Genomic DNA, 26,551 nt, shown 5'->3' on the forward strand with positions numbered 1-26,551 from the left:
CCATATGAAATCCATGGTTTTAAATTCCGATCTTTTACAATTTCACTGCATGTCCACCATCAAAAAAGTACAGCCATTTCCGGTCAACTTTCCGACCCAATATATCTTCAATGGCCCGTCCATACAGATCTAGCTGGAAGCGATAATTTTTGGTGAGTTCATCCAAACCACCACGATGCTCCAATACCCGATCCGTCTTGTAATCAAGCAAGACAAGCTCGCCGTCCACCTCATACAGACAATCGATAATCCCCTGTACAAGCACGGTTTCATTTTCAATCGTTGCCTGCATTTTGCTATCTTCATTTATTATCTGCATATCTGAGTTCGCCGCCCGTTCATGTAGCCATTCCACAGGAGACTGATGTGCCGGAAGTCCATACACAAACGGAATCTCCCGTTTCACCCACGCTGCACGCAATAATTCTTTCCCTGGTTCTGTATTGAAAAATCCGGCCAGTTCTTCAGGTTCGATAGCCGCAGCATGATGGGGCAGCAAAATCTGAAGCTTAATCAATCGCTCAATTGTCTGTTCAATAAGTTGTGAATCAACAGATGATCCATCTATAGGAAGATGCTGCATCAACGTATGATACACGTTCCCCCGTTCTGCCCCTGTCAACTGCGTTGCCTCCATGAATTTGGGACGACGCAGGTGCAGTTTGAAAGACGTACCTGCAGATCCCGCATCCTGAAGGTTCACCGTACCGTTTGAATCTGTCCATGATCCAGTCTCACGCTCGTTAGATTCATCGGATACGCCACGTAGTACATGGCCTGCTTCATCTTTGGTGTAATTGATTTCTGGGTTGTTGTGAGCCAATAATTTCTCGGACTGTTCTCCCAGTTCCTCCATCACCTCTACGGACTGGATATCCTGCATCGCAAGTAACGTTTTCAACTCCGTGACAGATGTACTGGCTGCTACTTGAGTTGCTGCTTCATAGGGGTACGTCCATGAAAGTCGTTGATCAACCTCGTTGATCAGCCGTGTCTCCTCTTGTTGAAGAGCTACTATGTCTGCACCTTCATCTCCAATGTTTTGGTTAGCCGTATCTTGTGCACTCTTCGTCAGCTCTTCTACAGTTGAAGATGTAACCAACTTCACGGGTTGGACGGCTTTTAGTGCAGCAATTCGTTCTTTCCGTACCTCATTTATCCCGTCTTCTTCTCCGAGTGTCAGATCTACCACATGGTCACGGGATACCTGATCGGCGGAAATAATAGAGATCGCCCATCGTGATTGATCATCTGCAAGACAAGCTGAGAACGAATCATTGCTTCCAGCAAGTTCACGCAGCACAGCCGCATCTGGATGTCTCATCAGGGATGGTCCAATCCAGTCCAGGTAACTCCGTCCAGCAGCAAGCAGATAGTCTGGCAATGCCAATTCAGGGCTATCCTTGACCTGAGACCACGCGAGCGCTTTTTTCGCGGCATCTTTTACAGTACCCAGCAAAATCATTTTCTCTTTGGAACGGGTCAACGCAACATACAACACACGCATCTCTTCAGCAAGCAGTTCAAATTGCGCACGACGACGAATCGCCAGATTGGCTAATGTAGGATAGGCAACCCGATTCTCACGATCCACAAACCTCGGACCAAATCCCAGTTCCTTATGCATTAGAAACGGTGCGTTCAAGTCCTGCTGATTAAACATCTTGGATATGCCACCGACAAAGACAATTGGAAACTCCAAACCCTTACTCCGGTGAATCGTCATGATACGTACGGCGTTGTCCTGCTCACCAGAGCTACTTGCTACAGTTCCGAGGTCTCCCCCGTTTTCCCGCAGTCTGGAAACATAGGTCAGGAAACGGAACAAGCCGCGATTCGCAGTTGATTCCTCATATTGTCGTGCGCGGTCGTACAATGCCTTAAGATTACTTTGACGTTGCAGCCCTCCTGGAAGACCACCAACCCAGTCCAAATAACCGGTTTCCCGATACATACGCCAGATCAGTTCACTTAGACTGCCTTGCCTTGCCTCAAGTCTCCACTGCTCCAATTGACGCATAAAACGAATTAACTTTTGCTGTAATTCCGAGCCTGAGATCTCCGTTATGCCCAAATCCTCACTTGCATGTCCCGCAACACCAGCATCTTGCATTCCATCTGTATGCAATGTATGCACATCGGATTCATAGACATCATCCAGGATCTCTGCCTCGACTGAAGCTGCTGTCTCCCGCTGTCCCTGTTCCATCTCTGCCCAGGCTTCCGGCCACTGCAACTGGACCATATTGGAATCAGGATGATTATCCTGCCGGGATTGTTGTACAGCATTAGTGGAGGAATCGCTCCAATCTCCCGCAGCCGATATAACCGCATCATAGAATGACTGTCTTTTGTCACCAAGCCGAATCTGTGCCAGTTCCTCTTCATCCAGTCCAACAATCGGGGAACGAAGCACGGAAGCAAGCGGAATATCCTGCCTTGGATTATCAACAAGCTGAAGCAGAGACATCATGATTTCCACTTCTGTAGCCTGAAAATAACCCTTGCTCTGTTCTCCTCCAGCAGGAATTCCCTGCTGTCTGAACTCCTCAATCATGAGCGGAGCCCACATCAATGTTGAACGCAACAAGATGACCATGTCACCGTAACGTGCCGGGCGCATCGTTTGCAGAGCTTTGTCATATACATGAAGGGCAGGTTTGTCCGTGTCTCCAACCATCTCCCGAATACGCCTTGCGATTGCCCTCGCTTCCAACTGGGCTGTTTCAAGTTCGGCACTCTCCAGTTCTGCGGAGACCGATGCATCCCCATTCTCATCCGTACTCTCTGTCAGATCAGGACCACCACCCTGACGATCGATCAGCATGAGTTCAGGTGTATACGCCTCATCACCAAGTGTTTCTGACGGGAAGGTAGCCCCATATGCCAGTTGAGCTCGTTCATCGTAAGCAATCTCTGCCACACCTTCGTTCATGAGTTGCCGGAATATCATATTGACCGAATGCACGACTTCTGCTCGACTACGAAAATTCCGCGCAAGATCAATACGTTGACCTGTACGATGCAGACGTTCTTCCACCATTCCGTCCTCATTTGTGCTCGCTCCATATTGGCGATACTTGTTCATAAACAGACCTGGCTCAGCCAACCGGAAACGGTAGATACTCTGTTTGACATCACCGACCATGAATCGGTTACCCGGGTTTTCTCTGGAGATCAGTTTCACGATATCTTCCTGAACCGTATTGGTATCCTGATATTCATCAAGCAACACTTCATCGAATCGCGAACGGTACTCCATAGCCGCATCGGAAGGCATCGACAGTTCAGGCGTTGAATCCTCATGTCGCAAAATGTGAAGACAGTAATGCTCCAGATCACTGAAGTCAACTTGCCCACGTTCCTGTTTGGCCTGTCGATAACGTTCTCCAAATGTACTAACCAACCTCGACAACTCCTGCATGAGTGGTGCCGCTTGCTCCAACTCCTGCCAGAACGCAAACGCACTTCTCCCGAACAATGAACCTTTCAGGTCGGTAACTGCCTTTTTCGCAGCCTCACGGAGTTCCTTCACCTGATCTTGTAAAGCAGGGTCCGTCTGATCTTTCTTGCAAGGTTTCAATTTGCCAAATGTAGCGGGTTGAAACACTTCAGGCAACCTTTCCCATGGCATAACCTGGGCCGCAGACAACAGTTCTTCTACCATCACCAGGTCTTCTTTTAACGTATCTGCATAAGGTGCCGGACCTTCAGGCTGCATGGAAATATGAATGCCTTGACGGAGCAATCCTGCTGCACCACTTAAAGCAAGAGCCGCATCACGCAAAATACTCTGAACCCATGCTGAATGTCCAAGTGCCTCTACACTTTCCACCTGAAAAGCAGATGCCATCTCCGAGAGCCAATGATCCGGCCAGGAATGACTGCGGGAGAAATCATACAAACGTTGCACCAGTCGATGCATCGCATCATCGTTTCGTTCTCCACTGAACCAGTCTACTAATTCGCGGAATGTACTCCCTTCATCTTCTTCGCCATACTTTTCCTCAAATAGTTCTTCAAGCAGTTCCTGCCGCATGATTTCCGCTTCATTTTCATTCAGGATACGGAAAGCCGGGTTCAACGGAATTTGCTGATAATAACGGCGAATGACTTCCATACAGAATGAATGCAGCGTTGTAATAGATGCCCGTCCAAGCAGCGATAGCTGCTTACGCAGATGCTCTTCTCCAGGCTGTTCTTCCAGCGCACGTTCCAACGCTTCCCGAATCCGTTGTTTCATCTCGGCGGCGGCCGCTTTGGTAAACGTAGCTACAAGTAAACGATCCACACTGTATCCTCGGGAGGGATCTGCGATCTTGCGAATAATTCGTTCAACCAGCACGGCTGTCTTGCCTGATCCCGCCGCTGCGGCAACCAGTATGTCTTCTCCGCTTTCCGAGATGGCACTCCACTGGTCATCACTCCAGAAGCTACCCTCCGGTTTTGGCATATTCGTCATGATGTTTCCCCTCCCTTGGTGTGAGATAACATATCCCAGATTTGCTGTTTGCCCGGTTTGGACAACAGGTTGTATTCATTTCCTTCTATATTCTCATCAAACTGACAAACAGGCTTATACGGACAGAACGTACACGCCACTTCCTGCTGAATACGATAAGGCTCAATGGCCACATCCCCATCCGTAATCCGGGTACCAATCTCACGGATATTACTGCGAACCGAAGCAAGCAGCGTATCCCATTGCTCTGGCGTAGCTACAGCTGCACTGCTATAAAAGCTGCCATCTGCCTTAAGGGCAACCGGAATAATCGCTGAATACCCCTTATCCAGGGTGTTGTCCATTTGAGCGATTGCATCCCGATCCGCCAGCAGCAAACCTTTCATTTTGAACCGTTTCAGCAGTTCTTGTCCTGCCTGCTCCGATGTCATGCCGTTTGCGGATTGCAACAGCGGGTTATGCACATGGAAATACAACGTTCCTCCAGGCATCGCCGTTTCCCCAAGCCATTCTTCGGCAGCACTAAGCAGCACCTCCAGATAGGTGAGCATTTGCAATGACAGACCATAGTACACTTCATGTAACTTGAGGTCCGTCTGGCTTGATTTATAGTCAATGACACGCAGGAGCAGACCATTCTCTCCTTCTGCGACATCTACACGGTCAATTCGACCCACGATCTCCATCACACAGCCGTTCTCCAGTTCAAAACGTAGTGGCGGCAGTGTTTTATCGGGTCCAAAATCAAGCTCCAATCCAATCGGTTCAAAACTTCCACGTCTGGACTGTTCACCAAGAATAACCGATGCCCGGCTAACAATGTCCTTCAATTTGCGGAAAATATAACCGTATCGCTTGGTGCTTAGCAAAATCTCCCCTTGCAGCTGTGGTGCAATCTGCTCCACAGTTTGCTCGGCTTCCTGACGACATTGGTCTGGAGTCAAACTGCCCCAACTACGATTTTCTTCGCGCAATCGCATAGCCAACTGGCTTAGTGCAGCATGAAACAGCTGTCCGATATCAGGAGCCTGAAGGCGGTACAATTGCCGTTCTTTGAGACGCAGCCCATGCGAAGCAAAATGGGAGAACGGACAAGCGACGAACCGCTCCATTCGCGAGACACTCGTCCTCACCTCTGTACCATACAGTCTGCGACTGGTAGCTGTACGTAGTGGTAATGCCCGATTACGATAAAAGATTGATCCCATCAACCGTTCCAGCTGAGGTCTGCTTGTCTCTCGAGATACATGCCAATTGTAGACCGCCCACCACATTTCAGGGATGTCTTCTCCGCGGCGCCATTTGCGCAATTGTCCAATAAGCGTTGACAGACTCTGACCCGGATGGGTGACATAGGACCAATGCGCTTCTTCCGAGTTCGCAACCGGTGGTTGAGCGAGCAATGGCTGTTCTTGTAGACCAAACATCTTCCGTACATGGCGGACAATCTCGGAAGGAAGCAGTGCTTTCCCCTCATCATCAGCAACCGGGTAACTCAGCCACAACTGGCTGCTTGCCGCTGTAAGTGCCGTATAGATCAGAAAACGTTCATCCAGCATCTGCCTTGTTGCACCTGGTCCAAGCGCCATGCCTCTTTCCGTCAGTAACGCTCTCTCCAGTTCCGTTAATACGCCATCATCCTGAGGTACGGCGGGTAATTCACCATCAACGGCGCCAAGGATAAATACGTATTTGATGTCCTGAAGGCGTGTACGGTCCATAGAACCCATCAAAACCTGATCAAGTGCTGGTGGTACCAGACCCAGCTTCAGTTCCGTCAATCCGGTCTCAATCATCCCGGAAAACAGCGTGATATCCAGCCGTTCATTCCCCATCATATCGACCATCTGATCCAATAAATCTAGCACAGCTCCCCACATCTGCCGATGTTCTCTCGACCGTTCGGGGTCACCTTGTGCCTTAGCTTCAGCAGACATGTTTTCCAGCTTCCATGCGATCTCAGCATCTTCCAGCAGTCTGTATAGTGCCTCGCACTGGGCTTTGGCTGTCTTTGCCTTTTTCATTCGTTTCTCAAAAGCACCCAAGGAATCTGTAATGACCGTTCGGCAGCTCTCCATTAAAGAAAGCATCTGATCCCGTCCTCGACTACGGCCATCCTGACCGTTGTCTTCCAGCGACAGGCTTGGTACATACTTCCACGGTTTGCCGTCAGTCCAGCGATACCCGTGAATACCACAAGCCAGTACATAATTCTCAAGCTGGTCCATATCTTCACGAGTGATGGAACCATCACGCGGAAGCAGCAGATCCGTTTTGACACAGCGAAATACATCCTCGTAACGCCAGTGGCGCCGAACAATATCCAGTGCGGAACGGATAAACTCAGATAATGGATGATGAAGTTCATTTCTTCTCCGGTCGAGAAAGACGGGTACGTCATAATCCCTGAATAACGGTTCAGCTATATCAGCGTAGGTATCCAACTGCCGGACAAGTACCGCCATGTCCCGATAACGCGCACCTTCGTTTTGTGCCAAGCGCCGCATCTCACGCAGTGCTCCCTCCATCTCAGCTCGTCGGTTCTCCGCTGCAACCAGTTGGATTCCGGAATCAAGGCCTTCACTTTTCCAACGAATTCGTCGGTCGAAACCAGCCTCCAGATGAGCAAGTCCCGGACGATCCTTGTATCTCGGTGGAATCTCCGAATCTAGCACGGTTATATCGCTCGTTACACCCAGTTCGTCAGCCATTCCTTTCAGGCGCGCATAGGCACTTGCCGTAGGAAAAAATAGTTCCAGTTCTCCAGGCAGTGCGCCATGATCATAAGGACGATCCAATGTCAGTGCAATCGTCACGGAAGAGGACTGCAACATCAGCCGACCAATCACACTCATCTCCTGTGGTGTGAATCCCTGAAAACCATCAATCCAGATCTGGGCATCCTGCAGCAATGCACTTTCCGACAAACGATCTGTCAGCTCGGTCAACGTGTCTTCATCATCAATATATAAATTGGTCAGTTCCTGTTCATAGTCACGATATATCAGATTCAAGTCATGCAACTTGTCCTCCAGAATTGGCGAAGTGGATGAGGTATTCCCTCCAGACAGCCCGTCTTCCAGCAATGATGGATCAACTTCATAACGTTTAAATTCACTATATAAGTCATTTAATTCGCCTATAAAACCCAGCTGGCTGCCGGATGCACCAAACAGCTTTAATTCTTCCTTACGGCGCTGGATGACCTTGTAGAGCAGCATCTTTTTGCCTTCGGCTCCGATCGGAATACGAGCAGAACCACCTGCTTCTTGCATTACACGATAGGCTAGACGGCGAAAGCCGAGCACTTCTGCACGCATGGTACCTTTAATTGCTCCAGAAGACACCAATACCTGCTCTGTTCGAAAAGAACTCTGTTCGGGAACGAGTAAAATCAAAGGTGTGCCTTGCGGCTCCTTTTGAAGCAGGGATGTAATTTCCCGGGTAATCAGCAAGCTTTTTCCGCTGCCTGCCCGGCCAATAACAAAACGAACGGACATGTCTAATCCTCCAAACCACACGTACAAGATTTTAATTCCCAGTATAACATATCTGACTTGGTTCGGAACATACGTTTGCCACTATCCGGTAAAACCGGAGATCATCTCCGTTAACACAGCAAAACAGCAAAAAGCCCGCAGCTATCACACTGTGGACTTTTGACTTGATCTATACTTGATTGGAACGAAAATCATACGATTAATTCTTTTTACTGCGCACTTCGAAAATAGCAAATTTCAGGTAATGTCCTTCATCCACGCCCAAAATTTGTGGGTGATCCTTACCGGCTGCTTTCCAGTCGATCAAACGAAGCACTTTGCCTGCATCTTCCGCTGCATCGGCAATCGTATCCAGGAAGAGGTCTGGACGCATGTGATACGAACAGCTGGCTGTTACCAAATATCCACCCTCATTGACCAGTTTCATTCCTTGCAGATTGATATCTTTATAACCGCGACATGCACCTTTAACTGCTGATTTCGTTTTGGCAAATGCAGGAGGATCAAGGATGACCACATCAAATGTTTTACCGCCAGCTGCAAGCGCTTTGGATGTATCCACTTTCTGTTCGCCTGCACGTGCACGTGAGGTACGTTCATCCAGCCCTTTCACTTGTTCACGCAAGTACTGGAATGCATCAGCAACTACGAACTCGACCCGGTCAGTGAAACCGTTCAGCTCCACATTTGTTCGTGCACTCTCAATGGCATGCTCCGAAATATCAAGACAAGTCACTTTTTTGGCTCCATACTTGCAAGCATTCAACGTAAAGCTGCCCGTGTGTGAGAAACACTCCAGTACAGTGGCACCATCCCAATATGGGTATGTAACTACCTTACCGCTTTTATTCACAGGCAAGAGCTGCTCTGTGCCATCCTGCTCAGTCGTTTGAAGTGTGATTCCACTCTTGTAGCCCCAACCCTTCATGAGCGGTTCGATGGCTGCACGATTCTCACGTTGGTCGAAGAAGTAACCTGTCTTCTGCCCTTCCACGATATCCACTTTAATGAGTAGCCCATTCTCTGTAACAGTGACATGCCGTGGGCACTCTCCATACAGCGGACCTTTGGTCTGTTCCAAACCTTCCAGTTCACGAATCGAGACATCACTGCGCTCATATATGCCTTCCGGCTGCATTACTTCAATGAGTGCCTGTACGATGGCTTCACGGCAACGATCCATGCCAAGTGTAAGCAACTGTACAACGAGGATGCTACCGAAACGGTCAACGATCAATCCTGGTAGAAAATCAGCTTCTCCGTAAACGAGACGGTATGCCTCTCCATCATGGATAAAACGTTCCCGGTGACGCAAGCAATCGCGGAAACGCGCTGCAAAAAACGCGGTGTCCATCTGTTCGGACTCCAGAGGTTGATACGCTACAACCCTTACAGTGATCTGAGATGCAGGATTGTAATAACCTGTCGCCAGATAGCGACCTTGATGATTCAATACATTGACCAGATCTCCCGGTTCCGGGTTTCCGTCAACAGAGGCAATTTCATTGTTAAATATCCATGGATGTGCATGTTCAAGCCGCTTTTTGCGACTGCGTTCGAGTGTAACTGATGGCAAGGTAGATCCACTTCCTTTAATTTAATAGTTCAAAAGATAGGTTTGGTGCGGCGCGTAGGTGACGTTCCGGTTACGAATCGATCTTCTGATCGCTGTTGTCTCCAGAATTTTTTGATTCCCTTTTTAAAGGGAAAATCCGGAGACAAAGGCGCACGCTTCGCTTCTTCAGATTCGATTTCGTCCCCTCCACTACACTTGCACGAATCACCGTATCTTTCGAATTGGGGTGCAGCAGTTAAGTGACGTTCCGGTTACGAATCACCGTATCTTCCGAATTGGGGTGGGGTAATTTAGGTCGCTTCCCTCTGAATTCCTTTAGGCTTGTCATGGTTGTCTCTTCTTACTCATAGGATGAGTTAAGGAACCGGACGGAAGGAATGATGTTTCTATGTTTAGAGATGTGATATTGCCCCTACTCTATGGGCTTATTATCTTTTTTGGTGGCATGAAGCTGATGGAAACGGCCTTGCAGCGCATGGCTGGGCCCATGTTGGCAGGTTGGCTCAATCGCGCCACCTCTGCTCCATGGAAAGGCATGGCCTTCAGTGCAGGCGCAACGGCCTTGTTACAGAGCAGTACTGCGGTCACCGTACTCACCATTGGACTGGCTAATGCCAGATTAATTACCTATGGGCGCACACTTGGCATCATCCTTGGCACCAACATCGGGACATGCCTGACGACGGAGCTGGTGGGACTGCAGATCGGACGTGCTTCCCTTCCGCTACTCGTCCTGTCGCTAACGGGCTGGGCCATGTTTGTTGTTCTTGGTGAACGCAATCTGGCCGCTCCTGAACGCACGCGTCAGACTCTGTTTAACATCCAGTACAGCTTCCTCGCAGCTGCGGGATTTGCACTTGTTATGACAGGCATTCAGGTGATGCAATCCATTGCCTTACCCTTGCGGAGCATGGGCGTATTTCAATGGTTTCTCGACCGCTCTGCCGACAGCTTGTGGTGGGGCTTCCTGGCAGGTGCCTGTCTGACAGCGCTCATTCACAGCAGCGCAGCTGTCATTAGCATGGCGATTACGCTGGCAGCCACAGGGGTATTGCCTGTGGAGATCGGCATCGCCATTGTGATCGGGTCCAATGTGGGGACCTGCATCACCGCTGTGATTGCTGCCGCGGGCGGAGCATCCGCAGGCAAATTTGTCGCAGCCTCCCATGTTGTATTAAACATTGCGGGAGCGCTGCTGTTTATGCCGCTGATCGGCCAGCTGCATGCAGCTTCGGCTTGGCTGTCAGCGGACAACGGGGCACAGATTGCGCATGCCCAGACCCTTTTTAACATCACCAGTTCACTGCTTGCTTTACCGTTCTGTTACTTGCCAATCTGGCACAAAAAACCACCGGTCCACGCCCCCGCGGCGAAGTCACCCGTGGCTTGATGATCTGCCTATCCAAACCCACAGAGCGCGCGGCTAACTGACTCGAACAATAGTGCGTTATACGTTAATGCCTAACTTGTTCAGGGCTACACGCAAGATATCATCGTTATTATCATATCCGCTCTGCTGCTGTAAGGACCATGCTTCTTCCGGAGCATACCAATCCACACCCTTGATTTCTTCAATCTGAGGCTGTAGATCACCACTCTCGGCTTCAACGAGATAATAATGAACTTCCTTGTCCACCGGGCCAAAATCTGCATGTTGGTACGTGTAAGCAATGATATCAACCGGCTCTACAATGCGACCCACCATACCTGTCTCTTCCAAAATCTCGCGCAGTGCCGTCTGTTCAATTGTTTCTCCATCTTCCATTTTGCCCTTGGCGAGAGTTGTTTTACCATAACGATCTACGATAAGCTGAATTTGAAGACGTCCGTCTTCCCCTGTTCTATAAACAACTCCGCCTGCTGAAATTTCTTTTTTGTTCATCGTGCTCTCCCCCATCAACTTCGATATCTTTATCTTATTTTTTGCAAAAGAAGGACCTCATCTCCCCGGGTAAGCTCCCCAAGGAAATGAAATCCTTGTTTCTGACGCCTCGATCACATCGCGGCGGACTTAAGATTCTCTTCCAACACACGTACCAGCGTAGCCTGACTCTCGTTGACGCCGGCTTTAACCACTTTGACTCGGCACACTTTACCGACCATATCCATCGTTCCGTCAAAGACCAGTTGAATGTAGTTGTCGCTATAACCGTGCAGCTTGCCACTTCCCTCGCGGCCTTTGGCTTCCCCTTCGGGAATAACATCCAGTACCTGTCCAACAAACTGCTCAGCGTACTCCAGCTGCATCTGTTCAGACAAGTCAATCAGTTCATGCACACGTGCATTTTTGACTTCTTCGTCCACCTGATCTTCCATTCGTGCTGCTGGTGTACCCGTACGCTTGGAATAAGGGAATACGTGCATTTCGGAAAAACCGATCTTCCGCATCAACTCATAGCCATTACGGTACATCTCATCCGTCTCACCTGGAAATCCAACAATGATGTCTGTTGTAATCGCTACATCAGGCATTGCTTCCCGAATGCGAAGCATTTTGTTGTAAAACTCTTCTGTCGTATATTTACGGCGCATGCGTTTCAACACCGTATCATCACCCGCTTGCAGCGGAATATGGAAGTGACGAACGAGTTTATCCGAACGTTTGATCACGTCGAGCATGCGGTCATCGATCTGACTGGCTTCAATCGAGCTGATTCGAATACGCTCCAAACCCTCTACCTTATCCAAATCCCACAGCAGATCGGTCAGATCATAGTTCTCCATGTCATCGCCATACCCACCTGTATGAATACCGGTGAGAACAATTTCTTTGTATCCGGCGTGTACGAGTTGATGCGCCTGTTGAATAATGCTGTTTGCTTCCCGACTACGTGAGAGACCACGAGACCATGGAATAATGCAGAATGTACAGAAGTTATTGCAACCATCCTGAATCTTCAGGAATGCGCGGGTGCGGTCAGCAAAATCCGGTACGTCCATTTCTTCAAACACACGGGTTTTCATAATATTACGCACCGCATTAACCGGTTGACGGGACTCCTGAATTTCATTAACGTATGGTAAAATCTTGTCACGGTCCTGTGTACCGATAACCAGATCCACCCCTGGGATGTCCAGAATCTCTGCCGGAGAAGTCTGCGCATAGCAGCCTGTAACGGCCACAATCGCCTCCGGGTTGCGCCGAATGGCACGACGAATAATTTGACGGCTCTTTTTGTCGCCGGTATTGGTTACTGTACAAGTATTAATCAAGTATACATCCGCTGTCTGTTCATCAAAGTCCACTTGATCGTAACCTTCGTTTTTGAACAATTGCCAAATCGCCTCTGTATCATAGAAATTAACTTTGCAGCCTAAGGTGTAAAACGCCACGGATGGCATAATTACATTCCTCCCATTTCTCCGGATTCATATAGCACGCAAGTTAGTGCTGCCATTCCAGCTGTCTCAGCACGCAAAATGCGTTTGCCCAGTCCAACAGATACAGCACCTGCCTGATCAGCCTCTGCCGTCTCCTTCTCAGAAAATCCACCTTCCGGTCCAACCACGATCAAAACTTCTGCACTTGCATCAGGTGCAAGCTGCTCTATAAACGGCTTCAGTGCATCTCTCAGCTGTTTACCGTTTTCTTTCTCATAACAATAACATACCAGGCTATAGCCCTCAAAAGAAGATAACAGCCCTTTCCAGGAAAGCGGCTGTTCGACGGATGGAATACGATTCCGGTGACTCTGTTCGGCAGCTTCCTTGGCAATTTTCCGCCACCGCTCCAACCGTTTGCCTTCTTTCTTGGCATCATATTGCACAATCGTACGTTCTGATAGGAAGGGTACAAATGATACCGCCCCAATCTCAGTACATCTCTGGATGACTGTTTCCATCTTGTCACCCTTGGGCAAACTCTGTGCCACGGTTACACGAATCCGTGCTTCATGGTCCATCTCGAGAGGTTCCACAATATTGGCTGTCACTTGGCCAACTTCAATACTCTCAATTTCCACGAGTGCTTCTCTGGAGTTTCCGTCACTGACAATCAGTTTATCTCCAGGTTTACCACGCATGACCTTGCCAATATGGCGTGCATCATCACCTGTGATGATCACAGCGTGTTCATTAAACTGTTCTGCAGATACAAAATATCGCTGCATTAGTCAATCCACCCATTCTGTCCTGTTATGATTGGAATTCACCCCGCCTGATGGCAGGCGTGAATCCAATCGCCACAGATGATCATACAACTTTTACGTGTTTCTGACCAGTATTCCGGTCCATAAACAATGCGCTTTTAGCGATATAATTCGATAATCACCTTTGCCAGATCCACATACATCGTTTGCGCAAACTCATACAAAGGTTGAATCGTCACATTTTGCAACGGAGGTATAACAAGAATCAATAGGAAGATAAAAATAGACCATTGCTCCACCCCTTGCAGCTTGCGGCTGATTGAAGGTGGCAGTAGATCCTCTAGAATCCGATAACCATCCAGTGGTGGGAACGGAATCAAGTTAAACAGGAACAGGAAAAAGTTGGTTAAGTTAAAGATAGCGAAGAACGTTGTGATTGCTGTCAGTAACCGCTCATTATCAATGCCACCGAGTGCTCCCGAACCAACCAGTGAAGCATAGATAATTGTACCGATGATCGCGAGCAACAGATTGCTCAGAGGCCCTGCTGCGGATACGATAATGCCCATCAATCTAGGTTTGTCGAAATTAGCCCGATTAACGGGAACTGGACGTGCCCAACCAAAGCCGGCAATAATGAGCAGCAGCACACCAAACAAGTCAAAGTGTACAACCGGATTCAGCGTGACCCGACCCAACAGCTTCGCTGTTGGATCACCAAATTTGTTAGCAAAATACGCATGCGAGAATTCATGCACCGTAAATGCGATCAGAATGGTCAGCAGGAAAAACGGAAGCTGATCAATCGGATAACGAAAGAACGAATTCCAAAAGTCCATACGTTACCCCTTTCTGGCTACAAACGCCAGCCAATCCTCATCACGGTGGATCGCACTCACTTCAAATCCGGAGGCTACCAGTGCATCATGCACAACCTGCTCTTTGTTCTTCCAAATGCCGGATACAATATAGGTGCCACCAGACTCAAGCGCATGATAGACATCGTCTACGAACAACAAAATGATCTCAGCCAGAATGTTCGCCACGACAACCTTAACCGGCAGTTGTACACCAAGTGCAGGGTCCTGACTCCCAAGGACGGACAACAGATCACTCTCTTTAACCGTAATTTGTTGCTCCAGCCCATTCAGTTCCACATTCTCCCTGGCACTAATTACGGCAACTGGATCAAGATCGAGCGCCAGTACATGTTTTGCCCCAAGTTTTATCGCTCCAATAGCCAAAATACCAGAGCCTGTACCTACGTCAATAACTTCCTCGCCGCCCTGAATAACCGTTTCCAGTGTGCGCAAGCAGAGGGAGGTCGTTGGGTGGGTTCCTGTACCAAAAGCCATGCCTGGATCAAGCTCAATAATTTTCTCATCTGGACTTTCAGGCGTATACTCTTCCCACGTTGGCTTGATCGTCAAACGTTCCGATACACGTACCGGCTTGAAATATTGTTTCCAGGCTGTTGCCCAGTCATCTTCATCCACTGTACGCGTCTCATAACGAACCTCACCTGTATCAATTCCGAATTCGGAGAGTTCCTCAACTCTCGGATTAACTTCTAACTGTAATGCAACCATATCCGTACCTTCGGAGAAGTACCCTTTGATGACTGCAAAGCCTTCCGGAATATCATTCAAAGGAACGTCGTATAACTCACCATATGTCGTGTCCCGTTTTTTATTTAAAGTACCGGACTCTTCAATCGAAACCCCACCAGCACCCGCTTCATGTAAAAAATTCGAAATCATCTCCACAGCTTCTTCTGTGGTATGTATTGTTAGTTCATGCCATAACATACTTGGTTTTTCCTCCTCATTATTCAAACATCCCAACTATTGTACTACACAAGCTAGCCGGAGCACAAAGCCGACCACTAAAAGAAAAACAAAACAGGATATCCGCAACCTGACTGCTCGAATATCCTGTCATCTATTCATACATATCTGTTTAATTTACTTCAGCATTTTGCATAATTTGAATCTCACTTAGCAAAAACGCCCACCATTCTGCGTGATCATCTCTGCGGCTTGCGGGAGCGAATCGTTGGATACGGATACGGTCAGCAAAATTTCTTGTTTTAGCCTGTTGGCCGAGTCCTCTTTGGGTGTATCATACACCTGACCATTGGACAACATTTCCGTTTCATCACTAATCAAGGCAAGTACATTCAGTTCGCCACTAAATCCTCCGACGACGGCCGTAGGAGAATTATCGGAGCCCGTAACATCGTTTGAGCCCAATGCAGACGCTTCATTGCCAAGGCTCTCAATGCTTAATTGGTTCGGGTGCAAAAATTCCAGGGCTCTGCGTGCAGACTCGGCCTCAGTCCAGCTTGTAAAAACAGCTTCGAGGGTCACTGCCGAGCGATCTTCAGTCATGAAGCTCCCGTCCCTGTCTTCGATCAGCCGCTTCACTGCGGCGTAGTGCTTCTATATCTTCATGATCCGCAACTTCAGCGCTGAATTCCACATCCTCATTTTTCGCGGATTGCATACGTTTCATCTTTTCCGTTTTCGTTAAAATCTTACCTGGACGTTCATGTTCTGCCATTGTAATGCTCCTCCTTCAAATTAAAATGAACTAATATTTGTTACACTGTAAGCTCCGATTGTAGCCCCATCCTCCGATCGCTGTTATCCCCAGATTCCTTCAACTCCCTCCTTAAAGGGAGAAATCCGGGGATAGCGTATGCTTCCGAAGCAGCTTTCTTGCGAAAGCTTTTAGGCGAACGCTTCGCTTCTTCAGATTGGTTCTACACTCTCCGTTAAAGTGTAATTATCTGTCCATCTTATATGGATTTCTTGAAACTAGATCATTCCACCGGCTTGTTCGATAATAGACATAGCGCGGTGATGTACCGATTCATCTACGATGACAGTAAGTAATACATCTCTTCCTGTAGGTCCACCCTGTCCACCATCACTCATGCCGCTTGCAGAAGGGTCCGCCGCAGCCATGATTCCAGCACTGGCATTTGTTTGCATCGAATCGGGCACCCATGATGAAAAACTGCCGGAAACGCCCGGCTTGTAGGAAGCCCCGCTTGGTCCTACACCCGCATATCGGCTGAATCGATTAATCGACAGGTCCTCCACTCGCAATGCCTCCAGTTTTTTGGCCGCCCCTTGAGCCTGCTCCGGGCTGTGAAAGTACGCCAAAATATTTTTCTCGGTCATCCGCTTCACCTGCTTCCCTAATTTCTCGCATATCAGCTATGCATATCATTCTCGCCATGCTATCTTTCCGCAAGTTTGCTCAGAATATACCGAAATGCTCCCACAAATTGCTGTCGAGCTTCGTAGCATAGATCCATGGATTTCACAAAAACCACTGAACCACAAAAAAAGGCGCACAAAAAAGGACACCCTGCGGTAAAAACCACTGTGGTGTCCTTTTGGACTTGCTTTATTTTATTCTCAGTCGCCGCGGAAGGCGCGTTTCACTCTATCAAAGAAAGATTGTTCATGCTCATGTGTTTGCTCTCCATCCAGCGAAGCAATTTGGCGAAGCAGATCTTTCTGCTCGTCATTCAGCTTACTAGGTGTAACCACAACCACTTTCACATGCTGATCCCCTTGCCCCATACCGCGCAGGCGTGGTACACCTTTGCCTTTGAGGCGGAAATACGTTCCCGTTTGTGTACCAGCTGGTACTTTCAACTTCACTTTCTCGGTGAGCGTCGGGATCTCAACTTCATCTCCCAGAGCTGCCTGAGCAAAGGTAAGTGGGATTTCGCAATAAATATCGTCGCCTTCACGCTCGAAGAAATCATGTGATTTCACGCGAATGACAATATACAGATCTCCCGCTGGTCCGCCACGCAGGCCGCCTTCGCCCTCACCTGTCATACGCAGTTGCGCGCCATCATCTACACCCGCTGGAATGCGGACATGGATTTTGCGTTGCTTGCGGACTTTACCGCTGCCACTGCACGTTGTACATTTTTCTTTGATAATTTGGCCCGAACCGCTACAGTTCGAACATGCACGACGATTAACCATACGACCAAACGGTGTATTTTGCACGACTTCCTGCTGACCGCTACCTTGGCAGACCGAGCAGGTTTCCGGTTTCGTTCCAGGTTTGGCACCTGAGCCATGACAGGTATCACAGCCTTCGGTACGCGGAATCGTAATATCGGTTTCTTTACCGAATACAGCTTCCTTGAACTCAATCGTCATCGTGTATTGCAGATCATTCCCCCGTTGCGGAGCATTTGGATCACGTCGTCCACCGCCACCGCCGCCAAAGAACATGTCGAAGATGTCGCCAAATCCGCCGCCGCCAAAATCACCGCCACCACCGAATCCACCTTGATTCGGATCGACATGACCATATTGATCATATTGTGCACGCTTCTGACCGTCACTCACTACGTCGTAAGCTTCTTTAACTTCTTTAAATTTAGCTTCCGCATCAGCAGCCTTGTTTACGTCAGGGTGATACTGACGGGCAAGCTTACGGTAAGCCTTTTTAATTTCATCGTCGTTAGCCGTTTTACTAACGCCAAGCACCTCATAATAATCACGCTTTTCAGCCACTCTTCCACCCCCATATCATTCACCATATCGCACATCGTGACAAAAGGAAAGCCAAAGCGCGGGAGCCCCGGCTATGACTTTCCCTCTAATTCGAACGTCACCGATGTTTAATTCGCGTAGAACTACGAATTAGTTTTGTTTTTTATCTTCATCCACAACTTCGTAATCAGCGTCTACGACGTTGTCACGTTTAGCAGAACCTTGTTGTTGCTCTTCAGCACCTTGTGCTTCTTGCTCTTGCGCCTGAGCTTGCTCATACAGTTTCACAGACAGTTGTTGAACGATCTCTGTCAGTTCTTCTGTAGCAGCTTTGATATCTTCCAGGTTGTCGGAAGCCAGAACGCCTTGCAGTTTTTCTTTGGCAGCATTTGCTTTTTCAACTTCGCCAGCATCTGCTTTTTCGCCAAGATCTTTGATCGTTTTGTCAACAGAGTAGATCAATTGATCTGCACTGTTTTTCGCTTCAACGAGTTCTCTGCGTTTTTTATCTTCTTCAGCATGCAACTCAGCATCTTTCATCATTTGCTCAACTTCAGCATCGCTCAAACCGCTGGAAGAAGTGATTGTGATTTTTTGAGTTTTGTTCGTACCTTTATCTGTTGCAGATACGTTAACGATACCGTTGGCATCAATATCGAAGCTAACTTCGATCTGTGGAACGCCACGTGGAGCTGGTGGAATATCACCCAACATGAAACGTCCAAGCGATTTGTTACCCGCTGCCATCTCACGCTCACCTTGCAGAACATGAATCTCAACGCTTGGTTGATTGTCTGCATACGTGGAGAACACTTGAGATTTGCTTGTAGGGATCGTAGTGTTACGCTCGATCATTTTAGTGAATACGCCACCCGCTGTTTCGATACCCAGGGACAATGGCGTTACGTCGAGCAATACAACGTCTTTAACGTCACCTGTCAGTACGCCCGCTTGTACAGCAGCACCCAAAGCTACAACTTCATCCGGGTTAACGCCTTTGTGTGGCTCTTTACCCGTCAGTTTTTTGATTGCTTCTTGTACTGCTGGAATACGTGTCGAACCACCAACCAATACAATCTTGTCGATATCGTTAGGCGTCATACCCGCATCACTCAATGCACGACGAGTTGGTTCAAGCGTACGCTCAACCAGACCTTCAGAGATTTCTTCAAATTTCGCACGGCTCAGGTTCAACTCCAAATGCTGAGGAACGCCATCAGCAACTGTGATGAACGGCAAGGAGATCGTTGTAGTCAATACGCCGGAAAGTTCTTTTTTCGCTTTTTCCGCTGCATCTTTCAAACGTTGAACCGCTGCTTTATCTTTACTCAAGTCAATGCCTTGATCTTTTTTGAATTCACTTACGAGGTAATCAATGATCACTTGGTCAAAGTCATCCCCGCCTAGTTTGTTGTCCCCGCTAGTTGCTTTAACTTCGAAGAAGCCATCACCCAGTTCAAGAATGGATACGTCGAACGTACCGCCACCCAGGTCATATACGAGGATCGTTTGGTCTTCGGATTTCTCCATACCGTATGCCAAAGCTGCTGCTGTTGGCTCGTTGACGATACGCAGAACTTCCAAACCTGCAATTTTACCCGCATCTTTAGTCGCCTGGCGCTGACTGTCATTGAAGTAAGCTGGTACAGTGATAACTGCTTGAGTTACCGTTTGACCCAGATAAGCTTCAGCATCGGATTTCAATTTTTGCAGAATGATTGCAGAGATCTCTTGTGCGGAGTAGTCTTTGCTATCGATTGTTTCCTTGTGGGAAGTACCCATGTGACGTTTGATCGACATGATGGTACGATCCGGATTGGTGATGGCTTGACGTTTTGCTGTTTCACCAACAACGCGCTCTCCATCCTTTTTGAAACCAACTACGGATGGAGTTGTACGTGCGCCCTCCGGATTTGGAATTACGACAGCCTCGCCGCCTTCCATTACTGCTACGCATGAGTTTGTTGTTCCTAAGTCAATACCAATTACTTTGCTCATCCGAAAATTTCCTCCCTCAACAATTTAAAATGAATGGGTCTGATCTGACCCTTATTTAGATGTTCATGTTGCTAATCGTGCTCTATGTGTACAAACCTTTATATTAAACTTCGCCCACATTGTTCAACCATGGAGCCGACTCATTCCTTCCTATAAGGAATTTATGAGCTGACTTTAACCATAGCTGGACGAAGCACTTTATCTTTCAGCATGTAGCCTTTTTGGACTTCCTCAACAACGATACCTTCTTCGTACTCGTCGCTCTCCACTTGCATAATTGCTTGGTGGAATTCAGGATTGAACGGTTGTCCTACCGATTCCATAGCCGTCAGACCTTCATTATTCATCACGGTTTCCAATTGACGGAAAATCATTTGGATGCCCTTGGAGAAAGATTCGACCTCTGCTCCTTCCGGTACAGTAGCCATGGCGCGCTCGAAGTTATCAATAACCGGTACCAGTTCGGTGACCAGCTTCATCGAAGCGTATTTAGCCAATTCTTCTTTTTCCTTCTGCGTACGACGACGGAAGTTATCAAAATCAGCCTGTGCACGGACATAACGCTGTTGTTGCTCCTCAGCTTCTGCCTTCAGACGTGCAAGCTCATCCTGCTCCTGACCAGCCATCTCTTCAGCTTGTGCTTCTGCAGCGCCAGCTTCATTAATAGGCCCCTGCTCAGTTGCTGTTACCTCTTGTTCTTCTGTAAATGATTGCTCCTCTTTCAAGATGTTCACCTCCTTATACGAATGAAATGGTTCATTCCCGAATCTTATTTGAAACGATGTGTCAGCATCGCCGTCAAGTCACGGGATAGTGTATTTAGAATATGAATGACACGTGCATAATCCATCCGCGTGGGTCCTAGAATACCGATCGAACCCAAAGCCTCACCGTCCAATGAATAGGAGGCTGTAATCAGGCTGCAGTTGGCAAAGGCTTCATGATCATTTTCAGTGCCGATTCGCACTTGAATACCAGATCCACCTGGCACGGGCATCATCAATTTCATGAGTGTTGGTGTCTCTTCCAGCAGGTCAAGAATATCTTTTACCTTTTCGATATCTTTAAACTCCGGTTGAGTCAACATATTGGTGGCACCACTGAGGAAAAGACGATTATCATGTTCATTGTCAAATGCACTGTTCAGCACCTGCATAACTTCCTCGTAACGTGTAATATGCCGTTCCATCTCTTGCCCAAGTTCGGTATAAAGACGGGATTTCAATTTGTAGATTGGTACGCCCACAAGCTTGGTATTTAACAAGCGAACCACATTTTCCATCTCGGCTACCGAGATTTCTGGTGGAATCTGCACCGTCTTGTTCTCCACTTGACCTGTATTGGTCACGATGATTGCCACAGCTTCACTCTCGTTCAGCGGAAGCAATTGGAAGTGACGTAAGGACGTATGGAATACTTCCGGTCCAAGCAGGATCGAAGTATAATTCGTCATATGTGACAAAATATTGGATGCATGCTGAATAACTTGTTCCATGACGTTCAGTTTTTCAGCGAAGAACGACTTGAGATCATCCAACTCCTGAGGCTCCACCTGATTCCAAGGGACCAAATGATCGACATAATATCGATAGCCTTTATGAGAAGGAATGCGTCCTGCCGATGTATGCGGCTGTTCCAGGAAACCCATATCTTCAAGGTCCGCCATTTCATTACGGATCGTCGCCGGACTGTATCCAACATCTCCCCTTTTGGAAATGCTCCGGGACCCTACGGGCTCAGCTGAACGGATATAGTCATCCACTATAGCGTTCAGAATCATTCGTTGACGCTCTGTTAACATGGTGAGTATCCCTCCTTCTGACTGTACTGTCCCATGTCGTTAGCACTCCGGTTAGATGAGTGCTAAGCGGTAATACAAAAATACCAAACTGACGTGAACATTGTCAAGTGAGTTTGATGAGTGGGCTCATCTATTTATAGTATAGACCAATGTCGACGAGTCCTAACAACTTTATTGAACATACTTTGAAGTAAAAAAGGACTGCATGTAGGGCAGAGGCAGACTCGGCTCGATCCATGCAGTCCATTCAGTTGTTAAGCTGAAACGTTAAGCTCTTTTAATACCGCGATCTCATCGCAACAATCCTGCTTGCTGCAATGAACACAGTCGGTCCATACTTTCTCAGGGAAAATCTCTTTTTCCACTACGGCAAAACCGTTTTTGAGGAAGAAGGATACTTCATATGTCAACGCCATAACCTTAGGAATCTGTTGTTTCTCCGCTTCTTCTACCAGTCGGTCCAGCAATCGGGAGCCAATACCGAGCCCTTTGTGTCCTTCCGAGATACCGAGTGATCTGACTTCCACCAAATCATTCCCCAGACGACAAAGCGATCCGCAACCCACCACTTCACCATCAACTTCGGCTACAACAAAGTGCTCCAGCTGTCGGTGCAGTATTTCCCGTGATCGCGGAAGCATGATCCCACGCTCTGCATAGCCCTTAATCATTTCATACAGTGGTTCAACATCTTCCGGCACGGCTTTTCTGCATATTACCGACATCCTGCTCTCCTCCTATTACCAAGCTTTCCAGAGGAAAGCTGACTTCGTAGTTGTTAAATTAACACGCTCTGTAAAATCAATATGAATAAATATACAACAGAGCGTATAGAATTTCAAGCTATGAATTCAGCGATATGGACCCGATAAACTCCGCAAAAACGTCATTTCCGAACAGGATACCCTTCTCGCTCAGTCGGAAGCCGTCTGCCGTCCGCTCAAGCAACCCTGCGTTCAACATTTTGCCCAAAGGCTTCGCAAACACTTCTTCCATGGACTCTCCGAACTGTTCGCTAAAGCGTGAGGCCGAAGCTCCCTCCAACATTCTCAGTCCAACCATCAGATAATCTTCCATAGCTTCCGGGCGAGCAATCTCAAAATGATCCAGACGAGGCAGTCCTGCTCGTGAAGCTTCAACATAAGGATTTATACCTTTAATATTCATATGCCGTTCGCGGCCCACATATCCATGCGCACCTGCACCCAGACCATAGTAGTCCTCATTACGCCAGTAGGTAATATTGTGACGACTCTCAAAGCCCGGCTTGGCAAAGTTACTAATCTCGTATTGTCCATAGCCCGCTTCTTTCATACGTCTCATTAATAGAAGATACATCTCCAGCTCATCATCTTCATGAGGAAGTGGTAACTGGTTCTTCTGATACAGGGTATGGAAAAGTGTATTCTCTTCCACTTTCAGGCTGTAGATGGAGTAATGCGGCAGATCCAGTTCCAGCGCTTTGTCGATACTCTCATTCAACATTTCAACAGTCTGGTTTGGCAAACCAAACATCAGGTCAATGGACAGGTTATTCAAGCCTGCTTTTCGAGCATTCTCCAAACTGCGATATACATCATCCGTATTATGAATACGGCCAATGCCTGTCAGCAGATCATTCTGAAAAGCCTGCACGCCAAAACTGACGCGGTTGACGCCGCCTTCTTTCATCGCAGCGAGTTTCTCCGCATCCGTTGTTCCCGGGTTGGCTTCCATCGAAAATTCAATATCGTCCGCCCAATTTGGGAAATACGTCTTCACGGAACGAAGAAATACGGCCATCTCATCCGGTTTCAGAGCTGTTGGCGTACCCCCACCTACAAATATGGTCTTGATCTCACCCGGTGGATTGGCCTTAACTGTATGTTCCATCTCCCGTTCCAGCGCTTCGAGATATTGCATCACGGGCTGATCTTTCAGAACGTAGGAGTTAAAGTCGCAATAAAAACATTTATTCGTGCAAAAGGGAATGTGAAGATACACCGCTTGGGGCGCACCTGTCTTCCGGCTGTGTGCTGCCAATGTCATGGCAAGTCCCCCTCTATTTGAAAAAAGGAAAGCCATCCGGCTTCCCTTTCAGCTTAGTTATTTTAATATTCTGTGTTGTACCCATGTTTGCAAGCAAACGTCCTACAATTCAATTTCGATACACACAATCTGTGTTGTACCCGAGACAAAATATCGTTTATCCTTTCATACACAAATTATTGATGTACCAAAAGGATTCACGTGACGTTTGCAAGCAAACGTCCTAGTCATCAATTTTCAGTACCGCCATGAATGCCTCTTGTGGCACCTCAACGTTACCAACCTGCTTCATCCGCTTCTTACCTTCCTTCTGCTTCTCAAGCAGTTTCCGTTTCCGCGAGATGTCACCACCATAACACTTGGCAAGTACGTTTTTACGCATTGCTTTTACCGTCTCACGAGCAACGACCTTGGTACCTACAGATGCCTGAATTGGCACCTCGAACATTTGCCGTGGAATCAGCTCGCGCAGTTTCTCACAGACAATGCGTCCGCGGTTATAGGCACGATCACGGTGAACGATGAAGGACAAAGCATCCACCTGTTCGCCATTGAGTACAATATCCATTTTCGCCAGATTGGACTGACGGTAACCGGACAACTCATAATCCAGGGATGCATATCCTTTGGTACCGGATTTCAACTGGTCGAAGAAGTCATATACAATCTCGGACAACGGAATCTCATAGGTAATGGTAACCCGGGTTGTGTCCAGATATTCCATATTTACATATTCACCGCGTTTAGTCTGACACAGCTCCATAATGGTACCTACATAATCATTCGGTACGATAATATCTGCCTTGACGTATGGTTCCTCGACGTAATCAATCCGTCCCACCTCAGGATAGTTGGATGGGTTGTCGATTTTCATCACTTCACCATTCGTTAAGGTAACGTGATAGATTACACTTGGTGCCGTTGTGATCAACGGAATGTTAAACTCCCGCTCGATCCGCTCCTGAATTACGTCCATGTGAAGCAGTCCAAGGAATCCGCAACGGAATCCAAAACCGAGTGCACTGGATGTTTCCGGTTCAAAGCTCAGAGACGCATCGTTCAACTGCAATTTCTCCAACGCTTCACGCAGATCAACATAGTCCGATGTTTCGATCGGATAGAGACCACAATACACCATTGGGTTAATTTTACGATAACCCGGCAATGGTTCCGGTGTTGGATTTTTGGCATCCGTTACCGTATCCCCGACTTGTGTATCGCCAACATGCCGGATACCTGCAACGATAAATCCAACATCCCCGACGTTCAGCTCGTCCACGATGGTCATACGAGGTTTGAACGCTCCAACTTCAATGACTTCAAATGATTTTCCTGTTGCCATCATTTTGATTTTGGAACCGGATTTGATTTTGCCGTCAACAACACGCACATATACGATTACACCTTTGTACGGATCGTAGTGCGAGTCAAAAATCAGCGCTTTCAAAGGCTGGTCAGGATCACCAGTTGGTGCCGGAACACTCTTCACCACTTGCTCCAAAATTTCTTTGATTCCGATTCCTGATTTGGCCGAAGCCAAAACCGCATTACTTGTGTCCAAACCAATAACATCTTCCACTTCCTGCTTCACCCGTTCAGGATCAGCGCTCGGAAGGTCAATTTTGTTGATAACCGGTAAAATTTCAAGATTGTTATCCAATGCCAGATACACATTGGCAAGTGTTTGGGCTTCAATTCCCTGAGCCGCATCCACAACCAGCAGAGCACCTTCACATGCAGCAAGACTGCGTGATACTTCATACGTGAAGTCTACGTGTCCCGGTGTATCAATCAGATTCAATAAATACTCTTCACCATCATCCGCTTTGTAAGTCAAGGCTACTGCTTGTAGCTTGATCGTTATTCCACGTTCACGTTCAAGGTCCATTTTATCCAGAACTTGTTCCTGCATTTCACGTGAAGTGAGCGCACCTGTGTGCTCCAAGATCCGGTCCGCAAGTGTTGATTTGCCGTGATCTATATGTGCAATAATAGAAAAGTTACGAATTTTACGTTGTCTTGCCCGAATGTCAGTCATTCCTTACCCCCAGAAACAGCCTAGTGTCAATCACTTCATTATAACAGTTGAAGCACAGTGCATCAATCCCGTGATGTCTCAACTTTATAATAAAGTGTCATCATGCACTCCCAGAGGTTATATTGTACCTTAAAATTATGGTATTTTATTCAGCAACGCCGCTAAAAAGAGAGACCACCCACTTGATTCCACTATGTGAGAGATTTTGCAGTAGTCCAGCCGTTTTGTCTGCCAACACATCAACCGGAGCCTTATCTTGATCCGCCCCAAGCACTTGGCTTGGTGACTGAACAGGTACAAATGGTGGTTCTTTAATTTCCTTTTGGACAGGTGCAGTCGGAACAGATTCGGTCACCGATGAAGTGGGCTCAGTTGTTACAACGGTTGACGTGCCTCCTGATGGATTGCCCATGTGAAAGTTGCTGCCAGCCAGCTGCATTCCAAACAGCACACCCAGCAACATTAATACAGCGATGGATAACAGTCTTTTACCGAATCTGGACATATGCTTTGCCTCCTGTCACTCTC

Annotated in this window: 20 protein-coding genes; 1 reads left to right on the plus strand and 19 read right to left on the minus strand. The window is 47.7% G+C overall.

The window, feature by feature from the left end:
- Positions 1-34 precede the first annotated feature (34 nt).
- The 3 genes from addA to C170_RS24390 all read right to left on the minus strand — a co-directional run bounded on the left by addA (position 35) and on the right by C170_RS24390 (position 9,538).
- Positions 35-4,462, minus strand: a complete 4,428-nt coding sequence (addA, locus tag C170_RS24380) for a helicase-exonuclease AddAB subunit AddA (protein ID WP_036615061.1) — start codon at positions 4,460-4,462, stop codon at positions 35-37.
- A complete protein-coding gene (gene addB, locus C170_RS24385; RefSeq protein WP_036615064.1) occupies positions 4,459-7,962 on the minus strand; it encodes a helicase-exonuclease AddAB subunit AddB in 3,504 nt (1,167 codons plus the stop codon). Before addB ends, addA begins: the two co-directional genes overlap by 4 nt.
- A gap of 199 nt (positions 7,963-8,161) precedes the next feature.
- Complete coding sequence (locus C170_RS24390; protein WP_036615067.1) at positions 8,162-9,538, minus strand: class I SAM-dependent rRNA methyltransferase; 1,377 nt, start codon at positions 9,536-9,538, stop codon at positions 8,162-8,164.
- 388 nt (positions 9,539-9,926) lie between these two features.
- Here C170_RS24390 and C170_RS24395 point away from each other — a divergent pair, with 388 nt between their 5' ends.
- Positions 9,927-10,928, plus strand: coding sequence for a Na/Pi cotransporter family protein (locus C170_RS24395; RefSeq protein ID WP_017687227.1), 1,002 nt, complete (start codon positions 9,927-9,929; stop codon positions 10,926-10,928).
- A 57-nt stretch (positions 10,929-10,985) separates the two neighbouring features.
- Here C170_RS24395 and C170_RS24400 read toward each other — a convergent pair whose 3' ends face one another.
- From C170_RS24400 to C170_RS24475, 16 genes are all read right to left on the minus strand, one after another.
- Positions 10,986-11,420, minus strand: a complete 435-nt coding sequence (locus C170_RS24400) for an NUDIX hydrolase (protein ID WP_036615070.1) — start codon at positions 11,418-11,420, stop codon at positions 10,986-10,988.
- A 113-nt stretch (positions 11,421-11,533) separates the two neighbouring features.
- Positions 11,534-12,880: a tRNA (N(6)-L-threonylcarbamoyladenosine(37)-C(2))-methylthiotransferase MtaB gene (mtaB, locus tag C170_RS24405; RefSeq protein WP_036615072.1), complete on the minus strand. Its 1,347-nt coding sequence runs from the start codon at positions 12,878-12,880 to the stop codon at positions 11,534-11,536.
- Between the two features lie 2 nt (positions 12,881-12,882).
- Complete coding sequence (locus C170_RS24410) at positions 12,883-13,647, minus strand: RsmE family RNA methyltransferase (protein WP_036615075.1); 765 nt, start codon at positions 13,645-13,647, stop codon at positions 12,883-12,885.
- Positions 13,648-13,784: 137 nt separating this feature from the next.
- On the minus strand, positions 13,785-14,465 hold the full coding sequence (locus C170_RS24415) for a site-2 protease family protein (RefSeq protein ID WP_036615077.1): 681 nt from the start codon (positions 14,463-14,465) through the stop codon (positions 13,785-13,787).
- 3 nt (positions 14,466-14,468) lie between these two features.
- Positions 14,469-15,434: a 50S ribosomal protein L11 methyltransferase gene (gene prmA / locus C170_RS24420; RefSeq protein ID WP_036615080.1), complete on the minus strand. Its 966-nt coding sequence runs from the start codon at positions 15,432-15,434 to the stop codon at positions 14,469-14,471.
- Positions 15,435-15,623: 189 nt separating this feature from the next.
- Positions 15,624-16,016: a hypothetical protein gene (locus tag C170_RS24425; protein WP_036615083.1), complete on the minus strand. Its 393-nt coding sequence runs from the start codon at positions 16,014-16,016 to the stop codon at positions 15,624-15,626.
- Positions 16,009-16,188: a YfhD family protein gene (locus C170_RS24430; protein WP_036615084.1), complete on the minus strand. Its 180-nt coding sequence runs from the start codon at positions 16,186-16,188 to the stop codon at positions 16,009-16,011. The genes C170_RS24425 and C170_RS24430 overlap by 8 nt, the downstream gene beginning before the upstream one ends.
- A 257-nt stretch (positions 16,189-16,445) precedes the next feature.
- Complete coding sequence (locus C170_RS24435; RefSeq protein WP_017687219.1) at positions 16,446-16,814, minus strand: hypothetical protein; 369 nt, start codon at positions 16,812-16,814, stop codon at positions 16,446-16,448.
- 240 nt (positions 16,815-17,054) lie between these two features.
- Positions 17,055-18,179: a molecular chaperone DnaJ gene (gene dnaJ, locus C170_RS24440; protein WP_036615086.1), complete on the minus strand. Its 1,125-nt coding sequence runs from the start codon at positions 18,177-18,179 to the stop codon at positions 17,055-17,057.
- A 129-nt stretch (positions 18,180-18,308) separates the two neighbouring features.
- A complete protein-coding gene (gene dnaK, locus C170_RS24445) occupies positions 18,309-20,156 on the minus strand; it encodes a molecular chaperone DnaK (protein ID WP_036615087.1) in 1,848 nt (615 codons plus the stop codon).
- A 161-nt stretch (positions 20,157-20,317) separates the two neighbouring features.
- Positions 20,318-20,881, minus strand: a complete 564-nt coding sequence (grpE, locus tag C170_RS24450) for a nucleotide exchange factor GrpE (RefSeq protein ID WP_036615089.1) — start codon at positions 20,879-20,881, stop codon at positions 20,318-20,320.
- A gap of 44 nt (positions 20,882-20,925) precedes the next feature.
- Positions 20,926-21,957, minus strand: coding sequence for a heat-inducible transcriptional repressor HrcA (gene hrcA, locus C170_RS24455; protein WP_036615092.1), 1,032 nt, complete (start codon positions 21,955-21,957; stop codon positions 20,926-20,928).
- Positions 21,958-22,211: 254 nt separating this feature from the next.
- A complete protein-coding gene (locus C170_RS24460) occupies positions 22,212-22,682 on the minus strand; it encodes an N-acetyltransferase (RefSeq protein WP_017687214.1) in 471 nt (156 codons plus the stop codon).
- Positions 22,683-22,800: 118 nt separating this feature from the next.
- Positions 22,801-23,985, minus strand: coding sequence for a radical SAM family heme chaperone HemW (gene hemW / locus C170_RS24465; RefSeq protein WP_036615094.1), 1,185 nt, complete (start codon positions 23,983-23,985; stop codon positions 22,801-22,803).
- Positions 23,986-24,208: 223 nt separating this feature from the next.
- Positions 24,209-26,023: a translation elongation factor 4 gene (gene lepA / locus C170_RS24470; RefSeq protein WP_036615097.1), complete on the minus strand. Its 1,815-nt coding sequence runs from the start codon at positions 26,021-26,023 to the stop codon at positions 24,209-24,211.
- Positions 26,024-26,168: 145 nt separating this feature from the next.
- A complete protein-coding gene (locus C170_RS24475) occupies positions 26,169-26,528 on the minus strand; it encodes a hypothetical protein (protein ID WP_036615099.1) in 360 nt (119 codons plus the stop codon).
- Between the last annotated feature and the right edge of the window lie 23 nt (positions 26,529-26,551).

The sequence above is a fragment of the Paenibacillus sp. FSL H7-689 genome (assembly GCF_000517905.1).
GTDB lineage: Bacteria > Bacillota > Bacilli > Paenibacillales > Paenibacillaceae > Paenibacillus > Paenibacillus amylolyticus.